We start from the raw sequence: 21,340 nt of genomic DNA, 5'->3' as shown, positions 1-21,340 counted from the left end.
CGTGGGCCGTGTGGCGCCCCCCCGGGGCTCCCGCGGCGGGCCCTTGCCGTCCGGGACCGGGGCCGCATCACTGTTCTTTTCCTCCGTTCCGGGCCGCGGCTTCCGTACGTCTGCGGGTACGGCCCCCGATGCGTCTGCGGTCAGCCGAGGACGACGCAGGAGACCGCCGGGACCTCCACCGAGCCCGCGTGCTGCGGGACGCCCGTCTCGGCGTCCACGGCGAACCAGCTGACATTCCCGGAGTGCTCATTGGCCGCGTACAGCCACTGGCCGCTCGGGTCGAGGGTGAGGTCGCGGGGCCAGCGGCCGCCGCAGCCGACGGTGGCCACCAGAGCGGCCTTCTCGCCGGTCTCGTCGAGGGTGAGGACCGAGATGCTGTCGTGGCCCCGGGTGGCGGTCCACAGGAAGCGCCCGTCGCGCGCGACGACCACCTCGGACGGATAGGCCCGCACGGAGCCGTCGGGATCGTCCGCCGGGTCGGACTCGGGCAGCACCAAAACCTCCGCCAGCGGCTCGATGCGGCCCGCCTCCGCGTCCCACCGGCAGACGATGAGGGTCGGTACCAGCTCGTTCAGGACGTAGGCGTAGCGGCCCGAAGGGTGGAAGGCCAGGTGGCGCGGTCCGGTGCCCGGCCGCAGGACGGTCTCGCCGTGCGGTTCCAGGGTGCCGGTGGCGGGGTCCAGAGCGCTGATCCGTACGGAGTCGGTGCCGAGGTCCACACTGACCACCCAGCGGCCGGAGGGGTCGGGCAGCACCTGGTGGGCGTGCGGGCCCTCCTGGCGTTCGCTGTCGGGGCCGCCACCTTCGTGGCGGACGACCGAGGAGACCTCACCGAGCGTTCCGTCGGCGAGCACGGGCAGAGCGGTGACGCTGCCGGATCCGTAGTTGGCGGTGACCAGGTGGCCCGCGGCGAGCGCGAGGTGGGTGGGGCCGTCGGCCCGGACCGGCCGTACGGGGCCGAGGAGGGCCGGTACGTCGCCGCTGACGTCGAAGGCGGCCGCGGAGCCCGGGGCGGACTCGCCGACCGCGTACAGGACCTCTCCGCCCGGTCCGAGCGCGAGGAACGAGGGGTCCGGCACGGCGTCCGAGGAGCCGAGCACGGTCAGCGCTCCGGTGTTCCGGTCCACCTCCGCGACGGTGACGCCGAGGCCGCCCGCCGAGGTGAACGACCCCATGAATGCCCGCCCGGTGCTGCTGCCGCCCATCGCACTACCCCACTTCACCGTCGCCGTGATCTTCCGGCCGACGGTAGCAGGCGGCCCACCTCAGGTCTGGACCAATCCGCAAGGCGGTGGCTCAGAGGTGCGGTCGCGGCTCAGGCGGCGACCGGGGCCCGGGGTGAGCTGTGCAGCGGCGTGGCGAGGTCGGCCAGCGCCCGCTCCAGGCCGTGCAGGTGGGCCAGGGCCGGGTGGTCCAGGACGACGCCGGGCTGCACGCCCGCGCGCACGGCGCCCCGTTCCTCGCGGCTCTCCTGGCGCAGCAGCTCCTCCACCGCCTCCTCCACCCGGGAGCAGGCGGCCGAGAGCCGGGCGTCGTGCGAAGCGGCAGGGTCCGCGGCGATGGAAGCCAGGCCGCGCACCTCCCGTACGCAGTCGTCGAGCAGGACCAGCACCTGGCGCGCCCGCGTCTTCCGGGCCTTCAGCGGGCTCAGCGGATGCACCAGCGGGGCGAGCGAGAGCCGGACCCGGCCGAGCAGCACCTCCAGCTCGGCGACCCGGGGCGCGGGATCGGCGGTGAGCGAGCCGGCCAGGCGCTCGGCGGCCTCGGCCGCGCAGGCGTGGACGCACCGCAGGGCCTTGCGGATCCACGCGTCGGTGACGGCGTGGGTCGTCACGGGCAGGATCACCAGCACCGCGAGCACCGCGCCGAGCGCGCCGACGGCCGTCTCGGCCACCCGCAGCCAGAGCAGGGAGGCGTTCAGGACGCCCAGGACGCCGTAGAGCACGCCGACCATGACGGTCACGAAGAACATCATCCAGCTGTACGAGACCGCCGCCGTGTAGAAGATGCCGAAGACGCTCACCGCGACGATGGCGGCGGTCGGCGCACCGGCGCCGTCGAGCGGGATGGCGACGAGGAAGCCGGCGGCGATACCGATCACGGTCCCGAGGATCCGGCGGAAGCCGCGTACGAGCGTCTCGCCGCGCGAGGTGGTGTTGACGAACACCCACCAGGTGGCGCCGACCGCCCAGTACCAGCGCTGGTCGGAGAGCACCTGGCCGAGACCCAGCGCGAAGGCGCCGCCCAAGGTGGCCTGGACCGCCTGGCGGGTGGTGACCCGGGCCAGCCCGCGGCCTTCCTGGGCGGTGGGCACGGCCACGGTGGGCAGCCGCCGCTCGTAGCACCACAGGCCGAAGCGGACGGTGGAGGAGGCGGCGACGGACAGCAGGACGGCGGCGTACAGCTCGGGCAGCTGCCGCGGCACCGTGTGCAGGAACTGAGCGGCGAAGAAGGTCATGAACGCGAAGACACCGAGCGAGTGCCCGCGCGGCCCCCAGCGCCGGGCGTAGACGCCCGCGCCCATGACCGCGAGGAAGACGAGGTCACGGGCGACGGGCTGGTCGTGCAGGACGGCCGCGACGGCGAGGACCGGGAGCCCGGCGGCGGGGAGCAGCGCGGTGGTGACGGCCTGCTGCCGCACCGTGGCGTCGGTGACCGTGAAGAGGGCGAGCAGCGCGGCGAGGCCGCCGGTGATGGCGGCGGTGAGCGAGTGCCCGACGAGTCCGCACAGCGCGACCGCGAGCGCGATCCCGAGGACGGCCCGGCTCGCGAACCGCAGCCGCACCCGGCCCGGGTCCGGCGCCACGAACACCCGCTTCAGCACACTGCTCCCCTTCCGCGTCCCCCGTAGCCGGAGGGTTCCGCGCGCTCGGCATGAAAAAGGCGCCACGGAAGTCCGCAGCGCCATCGACAGGACCATCAGAGCATCCTGAGGATCCATGGATCAAACGAAGGCGATTCCAGTGGTCCAATGGCATAGTTCTTCACGGGATCGGTGGGCCACGAGGAGGCCAACGGACCACTCGGACCAGAAGGAGGCCGACGGACCATGGCCGTGGACGCTCTCGACACCCGGATCCTGCGCCTGCTGATCGAGCAGCCGCGTACCAGCGTTCGGGAGTACGCGCGCATCCTCGGGGTCGCCCGCGGCACCCTGCAGGCCCGGCTCGACCGGCTGGAGCGGGACGGAGTCATCACCGGCACCGGCCCGACCCTCTCCCCCGCCGCCCTCGGCCACCCCGTCCTCGCCTTCGTCCACCTGGAGGTCACGCAGGGGCACCTGGTGGAGGTCGGCGACGCGCTGGCGGCCGTGCCCGAGATCATCGAGGCGTTCTCGACCACCGGCGGCGGCGATCTGCTGACCCGGGTGGTGGCCCGGGACAACGGGCATCTGGAGGACGTGATCCAGCGGCTGATCCAGCTGCCGGGCGTGGTCCGGACGCGGACGGACGTGGCGCTGCGTGAGCGGGTGGCGCACCGGGTGCTGCCGCTGGTCGAATCCGTGGGACGGGCGGCGGGCGGCCGGAGCGGCGCGTGAGGCGGCCGGCCGCGTCGGCTGCGGCATGCTGATGGCCATGACCTCGCGATCCGGCCTCCATGTGATCTTCGACCTCGACGGCACGCTGGTGGACAGCGAACCGAACTACTACGAGGCGGGGCGCCGGCTCCTCGCCCGGTACGGCGTGCGCGACTTCGGCTGGGAGGACCACACCCGCTTCATCGGGATCGGCACGCGCGAGACCCTCACCGCTCTGCGCTCCGAGTACGGGATCGACGTCCCGGTGGACGAACTGCTCGCCGGGAAGAACGCGCTGTACCTGGAGCTGGCCGGCGCCGCCACCGAGGTGTTTGAGCAGATGCGGGTCCTCGTGGAGCGCCTGTACGCCGCCGGTGTGCCGATGGCGGTGGCCTCCGGCTCGTCCAGGGCCGCGATCGCGGCGGTGCTGGCGGTCACGGGGCTCGACGCGTACATCCCCTTGTACGTCTCCGCCGAGGAGGTCGCGCACGGCAAGCCGGAGCCGGACGTGTTCCTGGAAGCGGCCCGGCGGCTGGAGGCTGAGCCGGCGCGGTGCGTGGTGCTGGAGGACGCGCCGCCGGGTGCCGCGGCCGCGCACGCTGCCGGGATGCGGTGCATCGCCATCCCGTATGTGCCCGCTACCGCCTCCGACCCGGCGTTCAAGGCCGCGGATCTGCTGTTCGCGGAGGGCCAGTCGGCTTTCACGGCGGATGCCGCGTACGGCTGGCTGCTCGGCGGGACCGGGCAGAAGGGCGGGTCCTGAAGGTACCGGGCCGTCAGCCGGGCCCCGGCAAACGGCCGTCGGCCACCGGCGGCTCCGCGGACCGATATCCTGATCATGTCGTTCACTCCGCCGTGCAGGGCCCTTCCGGGGGCAGGCCGCCGCGCGATGGACCGGCAGTCGGAGCGGGCCACGATTCGAGTTAGGTGAACAGGTGCTGGTAGCTGGTCGGTACCGGTTGATATCCCCCATCGGCCGTGGCGGCATGGGCGAGGTGTGGCGCGCCGCGGACGAGGTGCTGGGCCGGGCCGTCGCCGTGAAGCTGCTGCTGGGGGACCAGGCGGACGCCTCGTCGACCGCCCGGTTCCGGCTGGAGGCCCAGACCGCCGCCCGGCTCAGCCACCCGCACCTGGTGGCCGTCTTCGACTTCGGGGCCTGGGAGGACCGGTTCTTCCTGGTGATGGAGCTGGTCGAAGGGCAGAGCCTCGGTGATCTGCTGGCCGCCCAGGAGCGGGTCCATCCCGAGCAGGTCGCGCGGATCGCGGGTGAGGCGGCGGCCGGACTCGCCGCCGCGCACCGCCAGGGCATCGTCCACCGGGACATCAAGCCCGGCAACCTGATGCTGGACGCGGACGGTTCGGTGAAGATCGGCGACTTCGGCATCGCCCAGTTCGTCGACGACCCGTCGACCGCGCTGACGACGGCCGGTCACATCGTGGGCACCAGCCTCTACCTGGCGCCCGAGCGGGCTCTGGGACGTACGGCGGACTCCGCGTCCGACATGTACTCGCTGGGCTGCGTCGTCTACCAACTGCTGCTCGGACAGCCGCCGTTCAAGTCCGACACCGCGACCGCCACGCTGTACCAGCACGTCGACACCCCGCCGGTCCCATTGCGGCAGCGCGGCGTGGACATCTCGGCCGCCTTCGACGCGTACCTCCTGGGCCTGCTGGCCAAGAAGCCCGAGGAGCGGCCCACCGCGCAGCAGGTCTCCGACTGGTTCCGCTCCGACGCCTGGCGCGGCCGCCCGGAGGCCCTGCCGAAGCCCGCCTCCCGCCGCGCCGCCCCCTCCCCCGCCTCTTCACCGGCCGCACCGGCGGCGCCCGTGGGCCCCTCGACGTACCGGCTGCCGCAGCCCACCGGCCGAAGACGCTCCACCACGTCCCGCTCCACCGCCTCACGGTCCGCGCCGGCCCGCCGTCGCAGTACGCGCGAGGCGATCCGGCGGCGTCCGCGGGTCGCGAGCGCCATCGCGGGTACGGCGACGTTCCTGGCCGCCGTCTACCTCGGGATGATCCTGTTCTCGCCGGACTCCAGCTCGGCCGACACCCCGGCTCCCGGCCCCTCCCCCTCCGGACCGGCCTCGCAGGAGGTCCAGGACGGCGGACAACAGCCGGAGCAGGGTCAGCAGCCGGAGGAGGAGCAGGGTCAGGGTCAGCAGCGGGAAGAGGACGGCGAGCAGGACGACTGAGTCCGAGCCGCCGGTCACCAGCGGTTGTGGACCGCCGGGCGGATCGACCGGTCGTACAGCTCCCGTACGGCGTCCAGCGTGGCCTGCGGCAGCGGCGGCAGAGCGGCGGCCGCCGCGTTGGCGCGGGCCTGTTCCACCGAGCGTGCGCCGGGGATCACGCTGGTGACGCCGGGCTGCTGGATGATCCAGCGCAGCGCGGTCTGCGCCGGCGTGGCGCCCTCGGGAGCCAGCTCGGCGAACTCGGCGGCGGCCTCGATCCCGGTCGCGTAGTCGATGCCGGAGAACGTCTCGCCCTGGTCGAACGCCTCGCCGTGCCGGTTGTACGTGCGGTGGTCGTCGGGGCCGAAGACCGTGTCCTTGGTGTACTTGCCGGAGAGCAGTCCGGAGGCGAGCGGGACGCGCGCGATGATGCCGACGCCCGCGGCGGCGGCCGCCGGAAGGACCTCGTCCAGCGGCTTGAGGCGGAACGGGTTGAGGATGATCTGCACACTCGCGACGCCCGGCCGGGCGATGGCGGTCAGCGCCTCGGCGCAGGTCTCCACGCTCACCGCGTAGGCGGCGATCCGCTGCTCGTCGACCAGGGTGTCCAGGGCGTCGTAGACGGCGTCGGAGGAGTAGACGGCGGTGGGCGGGCAGTGCAGTTGTACGAGGTCGAGCGTGTCGACGCCGAGGTTGGCGCGGGAACGGTCGTTCCAGGTGCGGAAGTTGTCCAGGACGTAGTTCTCCGGCACCTGGTCGGCGCGCCGGCCCATCTTGGTGGCGACGAAGACGTCCGCGTCCGGGCGGTTCTTGAGGTAGCGGCCGATGAGCTGTTCGCTGCGGCCGTCGCCGTACACGTCCGCGGTGTCGAAGAAGGTGACGCCGGAGTCGACGGCCGCGTCGAGGACGTCGAAGGCGTCGCTCTCCTCGACCTCTCCCCAGTCGCCTCCGAGCTGCCAGGTGCCCTGTCCGACGACCGAGACGTCACGGCCGGTCCTGCCGAGTGTGCGCTGTTCCATGAGGATCATGCTATTCCGCTTCTCTGCGAAGAGTGGTGGGCGGCGGCAGGAGCACCTCTGCCGCCGTCCACCGTCCGTGGGCCGCCCTCGGACGGGCGGGCCGAGATTATCAGCCCCGGTACTGCGCGAGGACCCTGGTGAAGTCCCACGGCTGCTGTCCGACACCGGAGCAGGTGTCGGCGCCGCCGCCGGTGCAGGGCCGGTCGCGGTTGACGGACCAGAAGGTCAGCCTGGCCAGGTGCCGCTGCTGGGCGTAGGCGAGGATCGTGCGGAAGTCGGCGACGGTGACGGTCTCGCCGACGTCGGTGGTGCCGTTCATCGAGGAGATGCCGGTGTGCCGGTAGGCCTGGTCGTCGCTGTAGCCGTAGGCGTTCTTGACGGCCGTCTTGAGGCCTTCGGCGGCGCGGATGCTGAGCGTGCCCATGTTCTGGCCGTTGCCACCGAAGTTGAACGGCATGATCGTCCAGCTGTCGACGGTGAGTCCGGCCTGCGCGGCCCGGATGATGAGGCTGGTGTCGGGGCCGTTCTGGCCGGTGCCGAAGGTGATGTAGAGCTTGATGCCGGGGTTGTTGGCGCGGATGGTCTTCAGCGCGTCGACCGTGCGCTGCTGGACGGTCGGCGAGTCGTACGCGGCCGCCTCGATGTCGATGTCGATGGCCTTGAGCCCGTACGCGTTGATCACCTTCTGGTAGGCGGCGGCCAGTTCACCGGCGCTGCCGCAGGAGCTCTCCAGCTTGTTGCCGCTCCAGCCGCCGAACGACGGGATCACGTCACCGCCGGCGGCCCGTACGGTGTTGACCGTCTGCTGGTCGACGCCGCCGATGAGCGGGCGGCCGCCGTCCCACTGCGGGTTGCAGTAGCCGTTGCTGAGGACGAAGGCGAGGGTGAACCACTTGACGCCCGTCGCGTTCATCACGGTCGTCGGCGAGGGCGGGCTGCCCCAGCCGTTGTAGAGGTAGGGCGCGACGGCCATCGGAGGGCCGCCCGGGTCGGGGTCGGAGCCACCTGCCGGGGCCGTCCACTTCTGGTTGGCGGCGCCGGTGCAGGTCCACAGCTGGAGGCGGGTGCCGTTGGCGGAGCTGTTGCCGGTGGCGTCGAGGCACTTGTCGGCGGCGACGGAGACGATGTCGCGCGCGGCGGAGATGCCCCAGCGCTGTGCGCCGGTCCCGTTGCAGTCCCACAGCTGGATGACGGTGCCGTTGGCGGTGGCCGCGTCCTTGGCGTCGAGGCACTTGCCGAGCGCGCGTACGGTGCCGTCGGAGCGTACGTCCCACTGCTGGGCGCCGGTCCCGTTGCAGTCGTAGAGCTGCACGGCGGTGCCGTTGGCCGAGGAGGCGCCGGCCACGTCGACGCACTTGCCGCCGATGCCGGTGATCTGCCCGACGGCGGCGATCTCGACGGCGTTCGCGGGTGCGCCCGGGCTCAGGAACGCGGCCATGGCGACGAGTGCCAGGCCCGGCAGCGTGAGGCGGCGGAGCCTCCGGAGGATTCCGGGTCTCCGGGGCGGGGTGTCGGTCATGGGGTCTCCGTCCGTTGAGGGCCGAGCGGGGTGGGGGCCGGTGCCTGTGCGTGGAGGGAGTAGCCCGGTCCGTGCAGGGTGCCGTGGACGGTGCCGGGTTCGAAGCCGACGTTCTCCATCACGTCGATCTCGCCGCTCTGCGGCCAGCCGACGCTGCCGAAGTCGTCGCCCAGCATCCAGAACGCGGGCCACATGCCCTGGCCGCGCGGGACCTTGACCCGGGCCTCGACGTGTCCGTGGGCGGCGGCGAACTTGCCGGCCGTGTTCAGCCGGGCCGAGGTGTACTCGCAGGTGCCGTACCAGCACTGGTAGTTGCCGGGGTTCTCCTTGCGGGCGGAGATCACCAGGTTGCCCTGGCCGTCGAGGGCGGCGTTGCTGTTGCCGCCGGTGTAGTACTGGCGCTCGTGGTTGTTGACGTTGTCGCCGGTCTCCAGCTGCCACTTCGAGCCGTCGGCCGCCGAGCCGGCCGGCCCGTCGAAGGTGTCCTCGAAGGTGACGGCCGCCGGACCGGGCGCGGCGGCGGATCCGGGTGCCGCGGAGGCTCCGCCGGGCAGGCTGGCGAGGAGGGCGGAGCAGCAGAGGAGGGAGGCCGCGTAGAGGGCGGTGCGGCGGCGCCGGGAGCGGGTGGGTAGGGCTTTGTGCGGGTGACTCAAGGTCATCACATCGCTTCGTGGGGGGACATGCGCATGACAGGTCGACACCGAGAGGTGAACGGTTGGGGCGAACACCTCGGGTGCATATTTCAATTCTTGATTTAAGGGAGTGCCGCAGGAGCCGTCAATAACCTGGTCCAGACCGGAGAGCGAACGGACCATGCCTCTGGCATATGCGCCTGAAGGCAGCGGGCTCCGCCGTGCGGTTCCTTCCGGACGGCGGCAGAGTGGAGATACCGACCCGGCGGCGCGGCCGAGCTGCACCGGACAGCGCGGCGGGACCGGGCGGTCCGGGCGGAGGGAGCACGGCATGCGGAACGACGGCGTACCGGGACCCCGTTTCGACGGCGTACCGCGGCCTCATTTCGTCGTGCAGATCCATGACGCGCGACGCCTGCACTTCGACTTCCGCCTGGAGGTCGACGGCGTACTCAAGTCCTGGGCGGTGCCGCGCGGCCCGTCGGAGAACCCGAGCGACCGCCGCCTCGCCGTGGAGACGGAGGACCACCCGTTGGAGTACCGCGAGTTCGAAGGGGTCATTCCGCAGGGCGAGTCCGGTAGCGGCACGGTCATCGTCTGGGACCAGGGCACCTACGAGCCGCTCGGCCACGACGGCGAAGGTGACGCGGTCCCCTTCGCGGAGTCGCTGGCGCTCGGCCATGCCACGTTCTGGCTCCACGGGTCCAAACTCCACGGCGAGTTCGCGCTGACCCGCTTCCGGGTGGGCGACGAGCCGGAGAGCGGCGGCCAGGAGGCATGGCTGCTGATCAAGGCCAACGACCGCCTCGCCGTACGCGACCGGCCGGGCTCGCCGGATCCGTACCACGCCAGATCGGCCCGTACGGGACGGACACTGCACCAGGTGGCGGTGGCGGCGGCACGGGGTGACGGGGGCTGAGAACGAAGTTGTACGTTTTTCCTCTCTGGGCTCCCGGGTTCGCGTCGGGGTGCGTCAGCTCGGCCAGCAGGCTGCTCCACGACGGTGAAGCGCCGCACGGCGGACAGCGCCGGCTCGACCGCGTCCACCACGTCGAGCAGCTCCACCGCGCACTCCTCCGGCCCTCCCCCGCTCACGGCCTCCGCGAACGCCTCGGTCACCGCCTCGGCGTACCGCCTGAGCACCGCCACCTCGCCGGCTGTCCACGGAGCCGGGCACAGCCGCAGCGCGCACCACAGCAGGCGGAGGCGGAGGCGTACCGGTCCGGAGCTGTCGGCCAGCGCCAGCCAGCGGTCCAACTGGTTTCGGAGTTCCGGTAGTTCGCGAGCCAGTTCCGGGTCCGGCGGTGCGGTTCGGTGCGTGATCCGCAGGGCGAGCGAGGTGTCCCAGCCGCCGCGCAGCAGGTCCGCCACCTCCGGGTCGGCCACGGTCGGCCGCTCTGCCGGACCTGACGGGGTACCGGGAGGCCCAGCACGGCCAGCGGTTCCGCCAGGTCCTGGACGGAGCCCGCGGAGAGGCGGACCTCGCCGTCGGCGACGAGCGCCAGCAGAGCGGTCGCGACCGGCGAGTTCTGCGCGTACAGAGCGAGCACCGCCACCGCCTCAACCGACCGGTCGGCCCGCGCCGCACCGAGCGCCAGGAGTGCCTCCGGGATCGGCGAGCCGTTCGGCCCGCAACCAGGCGGTCCGCACCGAGGCGGGCCACGCACCCGTACGCCCGTCGGGCGGCGGCCGACGACCGCACGGCAGCCGCCCGTTGAGCTCCGCGAGGACGAGGGATTCCTCCGGCGTGCCTCCTGCGCCGTCGGGCAACAGGTCTGCAGGCGGCTCCTGTTGGTCCGGCCCGGTGGCGTACGGGAGGCTCGTGCGCTCGGCGAGAAGAGCGAGGCCGAGACGGCGTACGCGCGGTTCGGTGTGGCGGACCGGTCGGCCGAGCAGCTCCGGGGAGCAGGTCCTGGCGTCCAGGTGCCGGGCCAGGAGGCCGGCGTCGGCACGGACGAGAGCGGCCTCGATCGGCCCCTGCGGAGATGTGGCCACCCGGAGATCGTAAACACCCGCCCGCACGGCGCACCGCCGAGCCCCGACGCCTGGTTCCGCCCCGGCCCCTCCTGGTCGATGATGTTGCCCGGGGCCATCGCCCCAGCAAGGCACCGGCAGAACACCGGCCGTCCGTGGAAGGGGCTGCGATGCGGGAGATGCCACCGGAATCGGATTCGGGACCGGGTCCAGGTCCGGGTGCGGACCCAGGTCACGGTTCGGGGCCGGGTTTAGGTCCGGGTGCGGACCCAGGTCACGGTTCAGACCCTGCTTCCGTTCCGGACCCACGTCCCGGTTCGGACCCACGTCCCCGTTCGGACCCACGTCCGGGCCTCGGTCCCGGTTCGGATCCGCGACCGGCCGACCGCCGCGCAGGCGAGGACGCCCAGGTGATCGTCGTCGGAGCCGGTCCCGCCGGTTCCTCGGCCGCCTACCACCTGGCCCGGTCCGGGCTCGACGTGATCCTGCTGGAGAAGGCCCGTTTTCCCCGCGAGAAGGTCTGCGGCGACGGCCTCACCCCGCGTGCGGTGCACCAGCTCATCCGGATGGGCGTCGACATCTCCGCGCCGGGCTGGACGCGTTCGCGCGGAATGCGCTGGGTGGCCGGAGAGCACCGGGTGCACATCGACTGGCCCGCGCTCGGGCGCTATCCGGACTTCGGCCTCTCGCGCAGCCGCCACGACTTCGACGACATCCTGGCGCGCCATGCCGTGGCGGCCGGAGCACGGCTGCACAGCGGCTGGAAGGCGGAGCGGCCGCTGACGGACCGGGCGGGCCGCGTCACGGGGGTTTCCGCGGCCTCGGACTCGCCGGACGTCCCGGACCCGGTCGCCTTCCGCGCGCCCGTCGTGATCGCCGCCGACGGAGCCTCGGCGCGGCTGGCCCTGGCGCTGGGCCTGGAGCGCGATCCACGGCGGCAGATCGCGACCGCCGCCCGCCGCTACTACCGCAGCCCGGAGCGCTCGCAGGAGGAGTACCTGGAGCTCTGGGCCGACCTCCGCTTCCCCGACGACGGGCCGTACCTCCCCGGATACGGCTGGATCTTTCCTATGGGCGACGGGCGGGTCAACGTCGGCCTCGGGGCGCTTCCTCATCGCCGGCACGGCAAGGCGGACCTCCGCGCCACGCTGGACCAGTGGCTGGCCCGGACGCCCGAGGAGTGGGGGCTGCGCGAGGAGAACGCCGAGGGTCCGGTCCGCAGCGCCGCTCTGCCTCTCGGCTTCAGCCGCCATCCGCTGTACACACGCGGGCTCCTGCTCGTCGGCGACTCCGGCGGCATGGTCAGCCCGTGGAACGGCGAAGGCATCGCTCAGGCCCTCGAAGCCGGTGAGGTCGCCGCCGAGACCGCCGCGCTCGCCCTGGCCCACCCCGAGGGCCCGCGGCGCGAACAGATGCTGCGCGGCTATCCGGTGGAGATGAACCGCCGCTGGGGCCGCCACTACCGTCTCGGCAACGCCGCCGCCGACGTGGTCTTCAGCCGCTCCGGGTTCCAGCCCGTGCTCAACCGGTACGTCATGAACTCGCCGTTCCTCCTCAACACCCTGGCCCGCCTCCTCACCGACCTCACCGACAAGCCCTCGCGCGATGTGATCGACCATGTCCTCAACACCGCGTTCCGCATCGTCCCGGCCCCACGGCCGGGCCGCGCACCCGGGCGGCTCAGGAGAGCGGCACGGTGAGGTACACGTACGCTCCGGAGGAACGGACCCATGACCGGCACGGGCACCACGATCACCGCACGAGGACTCAACCGCGCAACCCTCGCCCGGCAGTTGCTGCTGCGGCGCGAGGCGCTGGACGCGGCCGACGGCGTACGGCGTGTGGTCGCGCTCCAGGCACAGCAGCCGGCCTCGCCGTACGTCGCGCTCTGGAACCGGCTCAGTGACTTCGACCCGGCCGGCCTCGACACCGCGTTCACGGAACACCGCGTGGTCAAGGCGACCTTGATGCGCCTCACCCTCCACGCCGTGCACGCCGAGGACCACGCGGCCTTCCGTGAGGCCATGCATCCGGTGGTGCGCGCCTCCCGGCTCGGCAGCCGCTTCACCGCGTCCGGGCTGACCGCCGAGGACGCCGAAGCCCTGGTCCCCCGGCTGCTGGAGTTCGCCGACCGGCCCCGGACCACCGCCGAGTGCGAGGCCTGGCTGGGCGAACAGCTGGGTGCGCCGGCGGAGGACGGGGCGTGGTGGGGGCTGCGGCAGTACACGCCGCTGCTCCACGCGCCGACCGCACCGCCTTGGTCGTTCGGTCACCGCCCCTCCTACATCGCGCCCCGGACCGGTCCCTTCCGCACGGACGCGGAGGCGTCGGCGGTGTCCCTGCGGCGGCTGGTCCTGCGCTACCTCTCGGGGTTCGGGCCGGCATCGGTGGCGGATGTGGCGCAGTTCGCCATGGTCACGCGCTCCCGGGCGCGGTCGGCGGTGGCGGATCTCGCCGGGGAACTGGAGCGGCTGGTGGGGCCGGCGGGCGAGGAGCTGTTCGATCTGCCGGGTGCTCCGCGGCCGGACGGCGCGGAGTCGGCGCCGCCCCGGTTGATGGCGATGTGGGACAGCGTTCTGCTGGCGTACGCGGATCGCGGCCGGGTCCTCCCGGAGGCGTACCGCAGGACCGTGATCCGGGCGAACGGCGATGTGCTGCCGACGCTGCTGGTCGACGGGTACGTGGCCGGCGTGTGGCGGCCGGTCGCCGGAGGCATCGAGGCGGCCGCGTTCCACCCGCTCTCCGAGGACGTCTGGGAGCGGCTCGGCGCCGAGGCCCGGTCGCTGGTCGGGTTCCTGGCCGGCCGTGAGCCGGAGGTCTACCGGCGCTACGGCCACTGGTGGAGCCGCCTGCCGGAGGCCACGGTGCGGTTGCTGCCCGCCGGTTGATCCCGGAACCCGCGAACGGATGCTCTACAGCCCTGTAGATTCAGCTCTGCCGGACCATCAGGGATCCGGATGACCTCTCGTCAGCTCCGCCCGCCGCGAGGCCCCAGAGAAAGCAGCGACCATGTTCGGGATCGGCGAGCTCACTCTCCTCCTCCTGGTGATCGTGGCGGTGCTGGCCGTGAAGCGGCTGCCCGATCTCATGCGGTCGGCCGGAAAGGCCGCGCGCATCCTCAAGAGCGAGAAGCAGGCGATGAAGGACGAGGACGGCGGCCCGGACCGGCCGTCCCCCCGTGTGATCCGCGGGGAGACGACCGAGCGGGACACGCTCTAGGACGACGCCGGCGGATGGAGCAGCCGGGCGAGGAGGTCGTCGAGGCTGACCATTCCGGAGAGCCGGCCCTGCTCGTCGCGTACGACGGCGATCGTCGCGCGGCGCTCGCGCAGCCGCTCCACGGCGTGGGCGGCCGTCTCGTCCGGCGCCAGTTCCGGCACCGGCCGGGCCAGTGCGCGCGCCGACACGTCCCGGCCTCCGGCACGGGCGACCAGGGCGTCGCGGGCGTGGACGGATCCGAGCACCCGCTCCCCGTCCCGTACGAGCAGGCGCGTACGGTCGGCTCCGGAGGCGACGGCGAGGATCCGGTCGAGGTCCGCGTCGGCGGGTACGGTCGCGATCCGCTCCACCGGGATCCGGAACGCGGCCACCGGCGTGAAGGGTTCGGTCAGCGACCGGGTCACCAGTCCGGAGTCGCCCTTGCTGATCAGCCCGAGGCGTTCGGACTCCTCGATGAGGTGGGTCAGCTGGTCGCGGTTGTGCACGGAGGTCAGCTCGTCGCGCGGCGTCACCCGGCAGAGCCGCACCAGCGCGTTGCTGACCGCGTTCAGTACCCGGATCAACGGGCGTACGGCGTTGACCACGGCGCGGAACGCCGGGCTCAGGAGCATCGCGGAGCGCTCCGGGTGCGCGATGGCCCAGGACTTGGGCGCCATCTCGCCGACCACCATGTGCAGGAAGACCACGACGATCATCGCCAGAGCGAAGGCGATGCCGTAGCTCAGGCCGGCGGGCAGGCCGAGCCGCTCCAGGAGCGGGTCCAGCTCGTGCGAGATGGCGGGCTTGGAGACGGATCCGAGGCCCAGGGTGCAGATGGTGATGCCGAGCTGGGCGCCGGCGAGCATCAGCGACAGCTCGCGCATCCCGGCGAGGGCCGCCTTGGCGCCGCGCTGCCCGGCGAGGACCGCCTGTTCCATGCGGTGGCGCTTGGCGGCGACCAGGGCGAACTCGGCGGCGACGAAGAAGCCGCTGCCGATCAGCAGCAGGACGGTGACGAAGAGCGCCATGGGGAAGCTCATGCCTGCGGCTCCTGTTCGATACGGACGTACTCGGCCACATGCCGGTCGAGCGTGCGGACCGTGATCCGTACGCCGGAGACGGTGAGGTGGTCCCCGACCGTCGGGAAGCGGCCGAGCCGGTCGATGATCAGCCCGGCGAGGGTGTCGTAGTCGCCCTCCTCGGGCAGCGCGATGCCGGTGGCCTCCTCGATCTCGTCGAGACGGCGCCCCGCGTCCACCACCCAGCCGGACCCGTCGGCGACCGCGGGTTCGTCGACCGCGTCGGACTCGTCGGCGATCTCCCCGACCAGCTCCTCGGCGATGTCCTCGTACGTGACGATGCCCGCGACACCGCCGTGCTCGTCCAGCACGACGGCGAACTCGTCGTCCCGCTCACGCATCTGCGCGACCGCCGCCGGGAGCTTCAGGATCTCCGGCAGCAGGAGCGGACGGCGGGCCAGCTCACCGGCGGTGGTGCGGCCGACGTCGGCGGCGGGCAGCCCCATCAGCTCCCGTACGCCCAGCACGCCGGCCGGGTCGTCCGGGTGGTCGCCGAGGACCGGGTAGTTCGAGTGGCCGTGCCGGGCGATCAGCTCGACGGCTTCCAGCGCCATGGCGTCGCGGCGCACGAAGGCGACATCGGCACGCGGCACCATGACCTCGCCCAGCGTGCGCTCGGAGAACTCCAGCGCGTGATCGACGAGTTCCGCCGTCGCGGCGGGCAGTTCACCTTGCTCGTGGGACTCGCCGATCAGATGGCCGAGCTCCTCCAGCGTGGCGCCGTGGTGGAGCTCCTCGACCGGTTCGATACCGATGCGGCGCAGCAGCCGGTTGGCCGCGCTGTCGAAGATGTGGATGACCGGGCCGACGATCCGCAGGTAGATCAGCGTGGAGGCGGCCAGGGACTTGGCCAGCCGCTCCGGTACGGCGAGGGCGAGGTTCTTGGGCGCGAGTTCGCCGAGCACCATCTGGATGACGGTCGCCACGACGAACGAGAGCGTGACGGAGATGGCCGAGACCACTCCGCCGGGGAGGCCGGTGCCGTCCAGCGCCGGCTTCAGCAGCGTGGATACCGACGGTTCGGCGAGGAAGCCGACGACCAGGCCGGTGACGGTGATGCCGAGCTGGGCGCCCGAGAGCATGAAGGAGAGCCGCTCCAGGACCTTCACGGCCTTGGCGGCCCGCTTGTCACCGGCCGCGGCCTCCCGGGAGAGCGTCAGGCGGTCGGCGGACACATAGGCGAACTCCTGGGCCACGAAGTAGCCCGTGCCGGCGGTCAGGACGAACACCGCCAGGAGGCCGAGCAGGGCGGCGGTCATCGCTCACCTGCCGCGCGCGGGACCGGTTCGAGGTTCGGTGGAGCCGGATGTTCGGACTCCGAGGGCCCCGAAGGACCCGGACTGGCAGACAACGCACAACTCCTTATCGCCGGGTCCACGAACTTTACAGCTACGTAGACCTGCCGAGGCCGGACGCCGGGTGGCTCGATTCCGGCGGCTCCGGAAGCGCGGGGGAACTCGTCCGCGGGGCCGCGCGGTTCTGCTGGCGGCCCCGTCCGGGGCCGGCCGCCGCCGTGGCGGCCGAACCAGCTCTCAGGACGCATGCAGTGGCCCGGATCGACCTGGACAAGGTGCTCGACAAGGCATACGCGGACAAGGACCTGTCCACCGTCCTCGCAGCTCCGGTCTCGGCGCTGAAGGGCGTCTCGGACCGCGACGGCGAGCTGCTCCAGGAAGCGTTCGGTGTGAAGACGGTGGCAGATCTGGCCAAGTTGAAGTACGTCCGGTGGGCCCAGGCGCTCGCCGCGCTGGACACCGGCGCGTCCTGACCCGAGAGCGGCGGCCCGCCGGAGCGCTCCGGCGGGCCGCCGCCCGTCACAACGGCGTCGTCGCCGCCTCCAGTACGAGGAAGAGCGCGACCGCCGCGTTGAGCGCGGAGAGCGCCGAGACGGTCGTCCCGGCGGCGGCGACGAACGCGGCGGCACCGGCCGGAGTGAGCGCGGGCGGCCAGCCGCGGTCCGGCGGCACCGGGCCCAGCAGCGCGGCCACCCGGCGCGGCACCGGACCCGCGGCGGCGAAGCCGGCCACGGCGGCGGCAGCGGGGCCCGGACCGGAGATGAGCGCCGCCTTCCCGACCGCCCGGGCCGTCAGCCGGCGGTCGCCGGTGACGCGGGCCGCCTCCTCGTCCGCCCAGCGCTCGGTGGAGTAGACGAGGGCCGCCCGCAAGGGCCGCAGCAGCGGGTTGACGCATCCGGCGAGCCGGGTCGCCAGCAGCAGCCGGTGGTGGCGGCCCTCCAGGTGGGCCCGCTCGTGCGCGAGCAGCGCCCGGCGCTCGGCGGGATCCAGAGCGGCGAGCATGGCGGTGGAGACCATGACCCGGCCCGGCGAACCGGGCAGCGCGTAGGCGTACGGCACGTCGTCGGGCAGGACCGCGAGGTCGCCGCCGCCCGGCAGGCCGGCGAGCGTGCGGTGGGCACGGGCGCGGAAGCGGTAGTGGCGGTGGAGGGTGAAGCCGCAGGCCATCGTCACGGCGACGAGCGCCAGGATGGACGCCTTGCCGGCGAAGGCGTCGTGCGGGACGGCTTCGCGTACCTCCTCGTCGGACCAGCCGTCGGGCAGCGGGTTGCCGGGCAGCTGCGCGGTGCCGACCACCACCAGCAGCCCGAGACAGACCAGGCTGCAGGAGGCGAGGATCACGGCGACGGTGGTCAGCAGGCGTGCCGCTCTCCGTGGGTGCAGGTGCTGCTCGGCCAGCCGCGCGATCGGCAGTGCGGTGAGCGGCAGGACCAGGGGCAGGTACACGAAGACACCCATCGTCAGCCCTCCGGCCGGTCCGTCGGCGCGCCGGGGCCACCGGGGCCGCTGTCGGCGAGCAGCGAGCGCAGCAGCTCCTCGTCGTCCGCCGACAGGACGGAGACGAAGCTGGAGAGCACCGCGTCCCGGTCGCTCTGCTTGTCCAGGAGGCTCCGCATGCGCAGCGCGGCGAGGCCGGCCTCGTTCGCCACGGGCTGCCAGAGGACGGGCCGTTTGGGCCCGGTCCGGGTGACCGCCTGCTTGGCGTGCAGCCGGGTCAGGATCGTGATGACGGTGCTGTACGACAGGCCGCCGCCGAGCCGTCGCAGCACCCAGGCCGCGGTGACCGGCTCGGTCGCCTCGCCCAGCACGGACAGCACCTGGGCCTCCAGCTCGCCCTGGCCCCGCCTGCGGGCGGGCGTTCCCCGTCCGCCACCGGCTCCTTCGGTGTCCACCGTCCCGGCCCCCTCTCCCTCTGCTCCTTCTGCGGCCCGATCCCTGGCGTTCATCTGCCGGGCACCGGGAAATCGTATCCAGCCTCCGGTCCGCCGGTGACGCCTCCGTCCGCTTGCGACCTGGTTCCCACGCGGCTCCCACCCGGCTCGGAAAATCTACAGTGTTGTAGATTTTCTGGTGGTACCGCAGAGTGCCGGCACCGTCACCACACAAGGGAGAACACCATGGGCGTGAGCCTGGCCAAGGGCGGAAATGTCTCGCTGACCAAGGAGGCCCCGGGGCTGACCGCGATCCTCGTCGGCCTCGGCTGGGACGTCCGTACGACCACCGGTACCGACTACGACCTCGACGCGAGCGCGCTGCTCTGCGACGAGTCGGGCAAGGTCCTCTCCGACGGCCACTTCGTCTTCTACAACAACCTCAGGAGCCCGGACGGTTCGGTCGAGCACACCGGTGACAACCTGACCGGTGAGGGCGAGGGTGACGACGAGATCGTCAAGGTCGACCTCTCCGCGGTGCCGGGGACCGTCGCCAAGATCGTGTTCCCGGTCTCGATCCATGAGGCGGAGGGCCGCGGCCAGAGCTTCGGCCAGGTCCGCAACGCGTACATCCGCGTGGTGAACCAGGCGGGCGGCGCGGAGATCGCCCGCTACGACCTCAGCGAGGACGCCTCGACCGAGACGGCGATGGTCTTCGGCGAGCTGTACCGGCACGGCGCCGAGTGGAAGTTCCGCGCGGTCGGGCAGGGTTACGCCTCCGGGCTCAGCGGCATCGTCGCCGACTTCGGCGTGGGTCTCTGACCTCGATCCACCGCCCCGGACACACTCACCTCACGGAATCCAGCGAAGGCGGAAGCATGACGATCAACCTCTCCAAGGGCCAGCAGGTCAGCCTCACCAAGTCCGGCGGCGGCGAACTCGGCGTCGTCCGGATGGGACTGGGCTGGAAGTCCGCGCCGCGCAAGGGCTTCCTGGCCCGGCTGACCGCCCGTGACATCGACCTGGACGCCTCGGCCGTGCTCTTCGCGGGCCAGGCTCCTCAGGACGTCGTCTTCTTCCAGCACCTCACCAGCGACGACGGTTCGGTGCGGCACACCGGTGACAACCGGGTCGGCGGTGCGGGCGAGGGCGGCGACGACGAGTCCATCGTCGTCGACCTGCGGCGCGTACCCGCCCACGTCGACCAGATCATCTTCACGGTGAACTCCTTCACCGGCCAGACCTTCGAGGAGGTCGAGGCGGCCTTCTGCCGGCTGGTCGACGAGAGCACCGGCCAGGAGCTGGCGCGGTACACGCTGACCGGCGGCGGTCGGCACACCGCGCAGATCATGGCCAAGGTCCAGCGGGCCGGTTCCGGGTGGCAGATGACCGCCATCGGCGCGTCGGCCGACGGGCGAACGTTCCAGGACCTGATGCCGGCCGTCGCGCAGCACCTGTAGCAGGGCCACCACCGGTGCGGAGGCCCGCGGGCCTCCGCACCGCGACACATCGATCGAAGGACAGCATGGGCAGACCATCCCCGCTCGGGGACGTCGGGTGCCTCGGCGACGAGGACAGATCCGATTACGCGGCGGTGCTCGACGAGGTGCTCGCCTCGGCGGAGATCCGGCGGCTGCTGGAGGAATCCGGCGTCGGCGGCGGCCAGTTGCGGATCCGGGCCCTGGCCTCGGTGGCGCGTACGGCTCCGGAGGCCGCCGCGGAGTACCGGGCGTACGCGGCCCTGCGGCGCGAGCTGCACGCCCGGCACCACGACAGCGTCCCCGCTCCTCTGTCGGGGCCGGGGAGCCAGGAGCGGGCCGGTGCCGGAGCCCTGGCGGTTCTCGGGGTGCTGACGCCGATCCTCGCCGCCGTCGCCGCGGCGACCTTCCTCCTGCTGGGGTACGGGCTCCGGCTGACCGGCGGCATGGCGGCGCTGGCCGGCACCCTCGTCCGGGTCGGCTGGGTCAGTCTGGCCATCGCGGCGGCCGCCGCCGTGGCCGGCCTCGTCGCGCTCTACCGCACGGCCGCACTCCAGTCGGGGCCCGGTGAACCGCCCGGCGTGGACTCTTCGGCCGACCTGGAGCGGGCCCGGGAGACCTGGCGCACCGCCTTGCGGGACCGGGCGATCCGGCCGTTCCTGCTCCAGGAGCTCGCGGAGGCCGGCCGCCCGGCCGAGGCGCCCGGCCACGGCTCGCGCTTCACCCCGCCCGCCTACGCGGGTCCCGACTTCACCGGCCCGGGCTTCTCCGGCCCAGGCCACGGGACTCCCGGCACCGGATCACCGCACCTGCCCGACACCCGGCGCTGAGGCACGCGCTCCTGAGGCGCCCTGGGCCGAGGCCGACGCGCGCGAGCGGCGGCGGGCCGCGTCGACCAGGGCGGTCATGACGCGGGTGTCGTCGCCCATCTCCGGGTGCCACTGCACGCCGAGCACCAGGCTCTCGCGGTCCGGGAGTTCCAGCGCCTCCACCGTGCCGTCGGGCGCGTGGGCGGAGGCGATCAGGCCGGTGCCCAGGCGGTCGACGGCCTGGTGGTGGTAGGCGGGCACCGTGGTCTGTTCCGGGACGGCCTCCGCGTACGCCGTACCGGGCACGGGGTCCACCGCGTGGCCGCCGAAGACGGCGTGGCCGCCGGTGTGGCCGTCCAGGTGCTGGTGCAGCGTGCCGCCGAGGGCCACGTTCAGCAGCTGCATGCCCCGGCAGATGCCGAGCAGCGGGACGCCCTGGCCGATCGCCGCCTCGATCAACGCCAGCTCCCAGGCGTCCCGCTCACGGGCCGGAGGTCCCGTACGAGGGTCGGGGTCGGCTCCGTACCGTGCCGGTTCCACGTCCGCTCCTCCGGCGATCACCACCCCGTCCAGCGCCGCCACGGTCTCCCGGGCCGCGTCCGCGGCCTCGTCCGGCGGCAGCAGCACCGCCAGTCCGCCCGCCGCCCGGACCAGGCGCGGGTAGGCGGCGGGCAGGAGCACCGCGGGCATCTCCCAGACACCCCAGCGGGCCGGGTCCTGGTAGGTGCTGATGCCGATGACGGGCCGGGACATGGACGGCTCCTTCTGCTGTCTCGTG

Annotated in this window: 21 protein-coding genes and 1 pseudogene; 11 read left to right on the top strand and 11 right to left on the bottom strand. The window is 72.8% G+C overall.

Going from position 1 to position 21,340, the window contains the following annotated elements; translation table 11 throughout:
* Positions 1 to 140: 140 nt before the first annotated feature.
* Together ABZ267_RS26370 and ABZ267_RS26365 are read right to left on the bottom strand one after the other, a co-directional pair.
* On the bottom strand, positions 141 to 1,205 hold the full coding sequence (locus ABZ267_RS26370) for a lactonase family protein (RefSeq protein WP_356756964.1): 1,065 nt from the start codon (positions 1,203 to 1,205) through the stop codon (positions 141 to 143).
* 110 nt (positions 1,206 to 1,315) lie between these two features.
* The gene (locus tag ABZ267_RS26365) at positions 1,316 to 2,824 is read right to left on the bottom strand and encodes an FUSC family protein (protein WP_356756966.1); all 1,509 of its coding nucleotides are present in this window, start codon (positions 2,822 to 2,824) and stop codon (positions 1,316 to 1,318) included.
* A 225-nt stretch (positions 2,825 to 3,049) separates the two neighbouring features.
* On the opposite strand from ABZ267_RS26365, the gene ABZ267_RS26360 reads away from it, so the two are divergent.
* From ABZ267_RS26360 to ABZ267_RS26350, 3 genes are all read left to right on the top strand, one after another.
* Positions 3,050 to 3,538 (top strand): Lrp/AsnC family transcriptional regulator, encoded by a 489-nt coding sequence (locus tag ABZ267_RS26360; RefSeq protein WP_356756968.1) that lies wholly within the window; start codon positions 3,050 to 3,052, stop codon positions 3,536 to 3,538.
* Between the two features lie 25 nt (positions 3,539 to 3,563).
* Positions 3,564 to 4,280 carry an HAD family phosphatase gene (locus ABZ267_RS26355; protein ID WP_356756989.1) on the top strand — a complete coding sequence of 239 codons (717 nt, stop codon included), beginning with the start codon at positions 3,564 to 3,566 and terminating at the stop codon, positions 4,278 to 4,280.
* 223 nt (positions 4,281 to 4,503) lie between these two features.
* The gene (locus tag ABZ267_RS26350; RefSeq protein ID WP_356756991.1) at positions 4,504 to 5,709 is read left to right on the top strand and encodes a serine/threonine-protein kinase; all 1,206 of its coding nucleotides are present in this window, start codon (positions 4,504 to 4,506) and stop codon (positions 5,707 to 5,709) included.
* Positions 5,710 to 5,723: 14 nt separating this feature from the next.
* On the opposite strand, the gene ABZ267_RS26345 is transcribed toward ABZ267_RS26350, so the two are convergent.
* The 3 genes and pseudogenes from ABZ267_RS26345 to ABZ267_RS26335 form a co-directional block, all read right to left on the bottom strand.
* Positions 5,724 to 6,716 carry an aldo/keto reductase gene (locus ABZ267_RS26345; RefSeq protein WP_356756969.1) on the bottom strand — a complete coding sequence of 331 codons (993 nt, stop codon included), beginning with the start codon at positions 6,714 to 6,716 and terminating at the stop codon, positions 5,724 to 5,726.
* Positions 6,717 to 6,816: 100 nt separating this feature from the next.
* Positions 6,817 to 8,226, bottom strand: coding sequence for a ricin-type beta-trefoil lectin domain protein (locus tag ABZ267_RS26340; protein WP_356756971.1), 1,410 nt, complete (start codon positions 8,224 to 8,226; stop codon positions 6,817 to 6,819).
* Positions 8,227 to 8,282: 56 nt separating this feature from the next.
* Positions 8,283 to 8,885, bottom strand: a pseudogene (locus tag ABZ267_RS26335) (glycoside hydrolase family 16 protein); the annotation flags it as partial.
* A 304-nt stretch (positions 8,886 to 9,189) separates the two neighbouring features.
* Between ABZ267_RS26335 and ABZ267_RS26330 the strand changes: the two are divergent.
* Positions 9,190 to 9,777 (top strand): DNA polymerase ligase N-terminal domain-containing protein, encoded by a 588-nt coding sequence (locus tag ABZ267_RS26330; protein ID WP_356756973.1) that lies wholly within the window; start codon positions 9,190 to 9,192, stop codon positions 9,775 to 9,777.
* A gap of 641 nt (positions 9,778 to 10,418) precedes the next feature.
* Here ABZ267_RS26330 and ABZ267_RS26325 read toward each other — a convergent pair.
* Positions 10,419 to 10,853, bottom strand: coding sequence for a hypothetical protein (locus ABZ267_RS26325; protein WP_356756975.1), 435 nt, complete (start codon positions 10,851 to 10,853; stop codon positions 10,419 to 10,421).
* Between the two features lie 389 nt (positions 10,854 to 11,242).
* On the opposite strand from ABZ267_RS26325, the gene ABZ267_RS26320 reads away from it, so the two are divergent.
* From ABZ267_RS26320 to ABZ267_RS26310, 3 genes are all read left to right on the top strand, one after another.
* Positions 11,243 to 12,532 (top strand): geranylgeranyl reductase family protein, encoded by a 1,290-nt coding sequence (locus ABZ267_RS26320; RefSeq protein ID WP_356756977.1) that lies wholly within the window; start codon positions 11,243 to 11,245, stop codon positions 12,530 to 12,532.
* Between the two features lie 30 nt (positions 12,533 to 12,562).
* Positions 12,563 to 13,720, top strand: a complete 1,158-nt coding sequence (locus ABZ267_RS26315) for a winged helix DNA-binding domain-containing protein (RefSeq protein WP_356756979.1) — start codon at positions 12,563 to 12,565, stop codon at positions 13,718 to 13,720.
* A 121-nt stretch (positions 13,721 to 13,841) separates the two neighbouring features.
* Complete coding sequence (locus tag ABZ267_RS26310) at positions 13,842 to 14,051, top strand: twin-arginine translocase TatA/TatE family subunit (protein ID WP_356756981.1); 210 nt, start codon at positions 13,842 to 13,844, stop codon at positions 14,049 to 14,051.
* Here ABZ267_RS26310 and ABZ267_RS26305 read toward each other — a convergent pair.
* Complete coding sequence (locus ABZ267_RS26305; RefSeq protein ID WP_356756983.1) at positions 14,048 to 15,070, bottom strand: hemolysin family protein; 1,023 nt, start codon at positions 15,068 to 15,070, stop codon at positions 14,048 to 14,050. The two genes, ABZ267_RS26310 and ABZ267_RS26305, sit on opposite strands and share 4 nt — an antisense overlap.
* Entirely contained in the window at positions 15,067 to 16,368 is a 1,302-nt protein-coding gene (locus ABZ267_RS26300; protein ID WP_356756985.1) for a hemolysin family protein, read from the bottom strand. Before ABZ267_RS26300 ends, ABZ267_RS26305 begins: the two co-directional genes overlap by 4 nt.
* Before the next feature lie 287 nt (positions 16,369 to 16,655).
* Between ABZ267_RS26300 and ABZ267_RS26295 the strand changes: the two genes are divergently transcribed.
* Positions 16,656 to 16,877, top strand: a complete 222-nt coding sequence (locus tag ABZ267_RS26295) for a hypothetical protein (protein WP_356756987.1) — start codon at positions 16,656 to 16,658, stop codon at positions 16,875 to 16,877.
* Positions 16,878 to 16,923: 46 nt separating this feature from the next.
* On the opposite strand, the gene ABZ267_RS26290 is transcribed toward ABZ267_RS26295, so the two are convergent.
* Together ABZ267_RS26290 and ABZ267_RS26285 are read right to left on the bottom strand one after the other, a co-directional pair.
* Positions 16,924 to 17,862, bottom strand: a complete 939-nt coding sequence (locus ABZ267_RS26290; RefSeq protein WP_356899728.1) for a M56 family metallopeptidase — start codon at positions 17,860 to 17,862, stop codon at positions 16,924 to 16,926.
* Positions 17,863 to 17,864: 2 nt separating this feature from the next.
* Positions 17,865 to 18,296, bottom strand: a complete 432-nt coding sequence (locus ABZ267_RS26285) for a BlaI/MecI/CopY family transcriptional regulator (RefSeq protein WP_356750881.1) — start codon at positions 18,294 to 18,296, stop codon at positions 17,865 to 17,867.
* 225 nt (positions 18,297 to 18,521) lie between these two features.
* Here ABZ267_RS26285 and ABZ267_RS26280 point away from each other — a divergent pair, with 225 nt between their 5' ends.
* The 3 genes from ABZ267_RS26280 (at position 18,522) to ABZ267_RS26270 (ending at position 20,583) form a co-directional block, all read left to right on the top strand.
* On the top strand, positions 18,522 to 19,097 hold the full coding sequence (locus ABZ267_RS26280) for a TerD family protein (RefSeq protein WP_031121955.1): 576 nt from the start codon (positions 18,522 to 18,524) through the stop codon (positions 19,095 to 19,097).
* A 56-nt stretch (positions 19,098 to 19,153) separates the two neighbouring features.
* The gene (locus ABZ267_RS26275) at positions 19,154 to 19,735 is read left to right on the top strand and encodes a TerD family protein (protein ID WP_356750883.1); all 582 of its coding nucleotides are present in this window, start codon (positions 19,154 to 19,156) and stop codon (positions 19,733 to 19,735) included.
* A 65-nt stretch (positions 19,736 to 19,800) separates the two neighbouring features.
* Positions 19,801 to 20,583 carry a hypothetical protein gene (locus tag ABZ267_RS26270; protein WP_356750885.1) on the top strand — a complete coding sequence of 261 codons (783 nt, stop codon included), beginning with the start codon at positions 19,801 to 19,803 and terminating at the stop codon, positions 20,581 to 20,583.
* Here the strand turns inward: ABZ267_RS26270 and ABZ267_RS26265 are convergent.
* The gene (locus ABZ267_RS26265; protein WP_356750887.1) at positions 20,554 to 21,315 is read right to left on the bottom strand and encodes a gamma-glutamyl-gamma-aminobutyrate hydrolase family protein; all 762 of its coding nucleotides are present in this window, start codon (positions 21,313 to 21,315) and stop codon (positions 20,554 to 20,556) included. The genes ABZ267_RS26270 and ABZ267_RS26265 overlap by 30 nt on opposite strands.
* Positions 21,316 to 21,340: the final 25 nt, after the last annotated feature.

The organism is Streptomyces sp. NPDC006174, from assembly GCF_040614075.1.
In the GTDB taxonomy this organism is placed as follows: domain Bacteria; phylum Actinomycetota; class Actinomycetes; order Streptomycetales; family Streptomycetaceae; genus Streptomyces.
The sequence above is the reverse complement of the archived record's forward strand: the minus strand, read 5'-3'. Positions and strand labels throughout refer to the sequence as shown.

Coding starts and splice junctions, on each gene's coding strand:
- ABZ267_RS26370 (WP_356756964.1), bottom strand. CDS start 1,205: ATGGGCGGCAGCAGCACCGGGCGGGCATTCATGGGGTCGTTCACCTCG.
- ABZ267_RS26360 (WP_356756968.1), top strand. CDS start 3,050: ATGGCCGTGGACGCTCTCGACACCCGGATCCTGCGCCTGCTGATCGAG.
- ABZ267_RS26355 (WP_356756989.1), top strand. CDS start 3,564: ATGCTGATGGCCATGACCTCGCGATCCGGCCTCCATGTGATCTTCGAC.
- ABZ267_RS26350 (WP_356756991.1), top strand. CDS start 4,504: ATGGGCGAGGTGTGGCGCGCCGCGGACGAGGTGCTGGGCCGGGCCGTC.
- ABZ267_RS26345 (WP_356756969.1), bottom strand. CDS start 6,716: ATGATCCTCATGGAACAGCGCACACTCGGCAGGACCGGCCGTGACGTC.
- ABZ267_RS26340 (WP_356756971.1), bottom strand. CDS start 8,226: ATGACCGACACCCCGCCCCGGAGACCCGGAATCCTCCGGAGGCTCCGC.
- ABZ267_RS26330 (WP_356756973.1), top strand. CDS start 9,190: ATGCGGAACGACGGCGTACCGGGACCCCGTTTCGACGGCGTACCGCGG.
- ABZ267_RS26315 (WP_356756979.1), top strand. CDS start 12,563: ATGACCGGCACGGGCACCACGATCACCGCACGAGGACTCAACCGCGCA.
- ABZ267_RS26310 (WP_356756981.1), top strand. CDS start 13,842: ATGTTCGGGATCGGCGAGCTCACTCTCCTCCTCCTGGTGATCGTGGCG.
- ABZ267_RS26305 (WP_356756983.1), bottom strand. CDS start 15,070: ATGAGCTTCCCCATGGCGCTCTTCGTCACCGTCCTGCTGCTGATCGGC.
- ABZ267_RS26300 (WP_356756985.1), bottom strand. CDS start 16,368: ATGACCGCCGCCCTGCTCGGCCTCCTGGCGGTGTTCGTCCTGACCGCC.
- ABZ267_RS26290 (WP_356899728.1), bottom strand. CDS start 17,862: ATGGGTGTCTTCGTGTACCTGCCCCTGGTCCTGCCGCTCACCGCACTG.
- ABZ267_RS26280 (WP_031121955.1), top strand. CDS start 18,522: ATGGGCGTGAGCCTGGCCAAGGGCGGAAATGTCTCGCTGACCAAGGAG.
- ABZ267_RS26275 (WP_356750883.1), top strand. CDS start 19,154: ATGACGATCAACCTCTCCAAGGGCCAGCAGGTCAGCCTCACCAAGTCC.
- ABZ267_RS26270 (WP_356750885.1), top strand. CDS start 19,801: ATGGGCAGACCATCCCCGCTCGGGGACGTCGGGTGCCTCGGCGACGAG.
- ABZ267_RS26265 (WP_356750887.1), bottom strand. CDS start 21,315: ATGTCCCGGCCCGTCATCGGCATCAGCACCTACCAGGACCCGGCCCGC.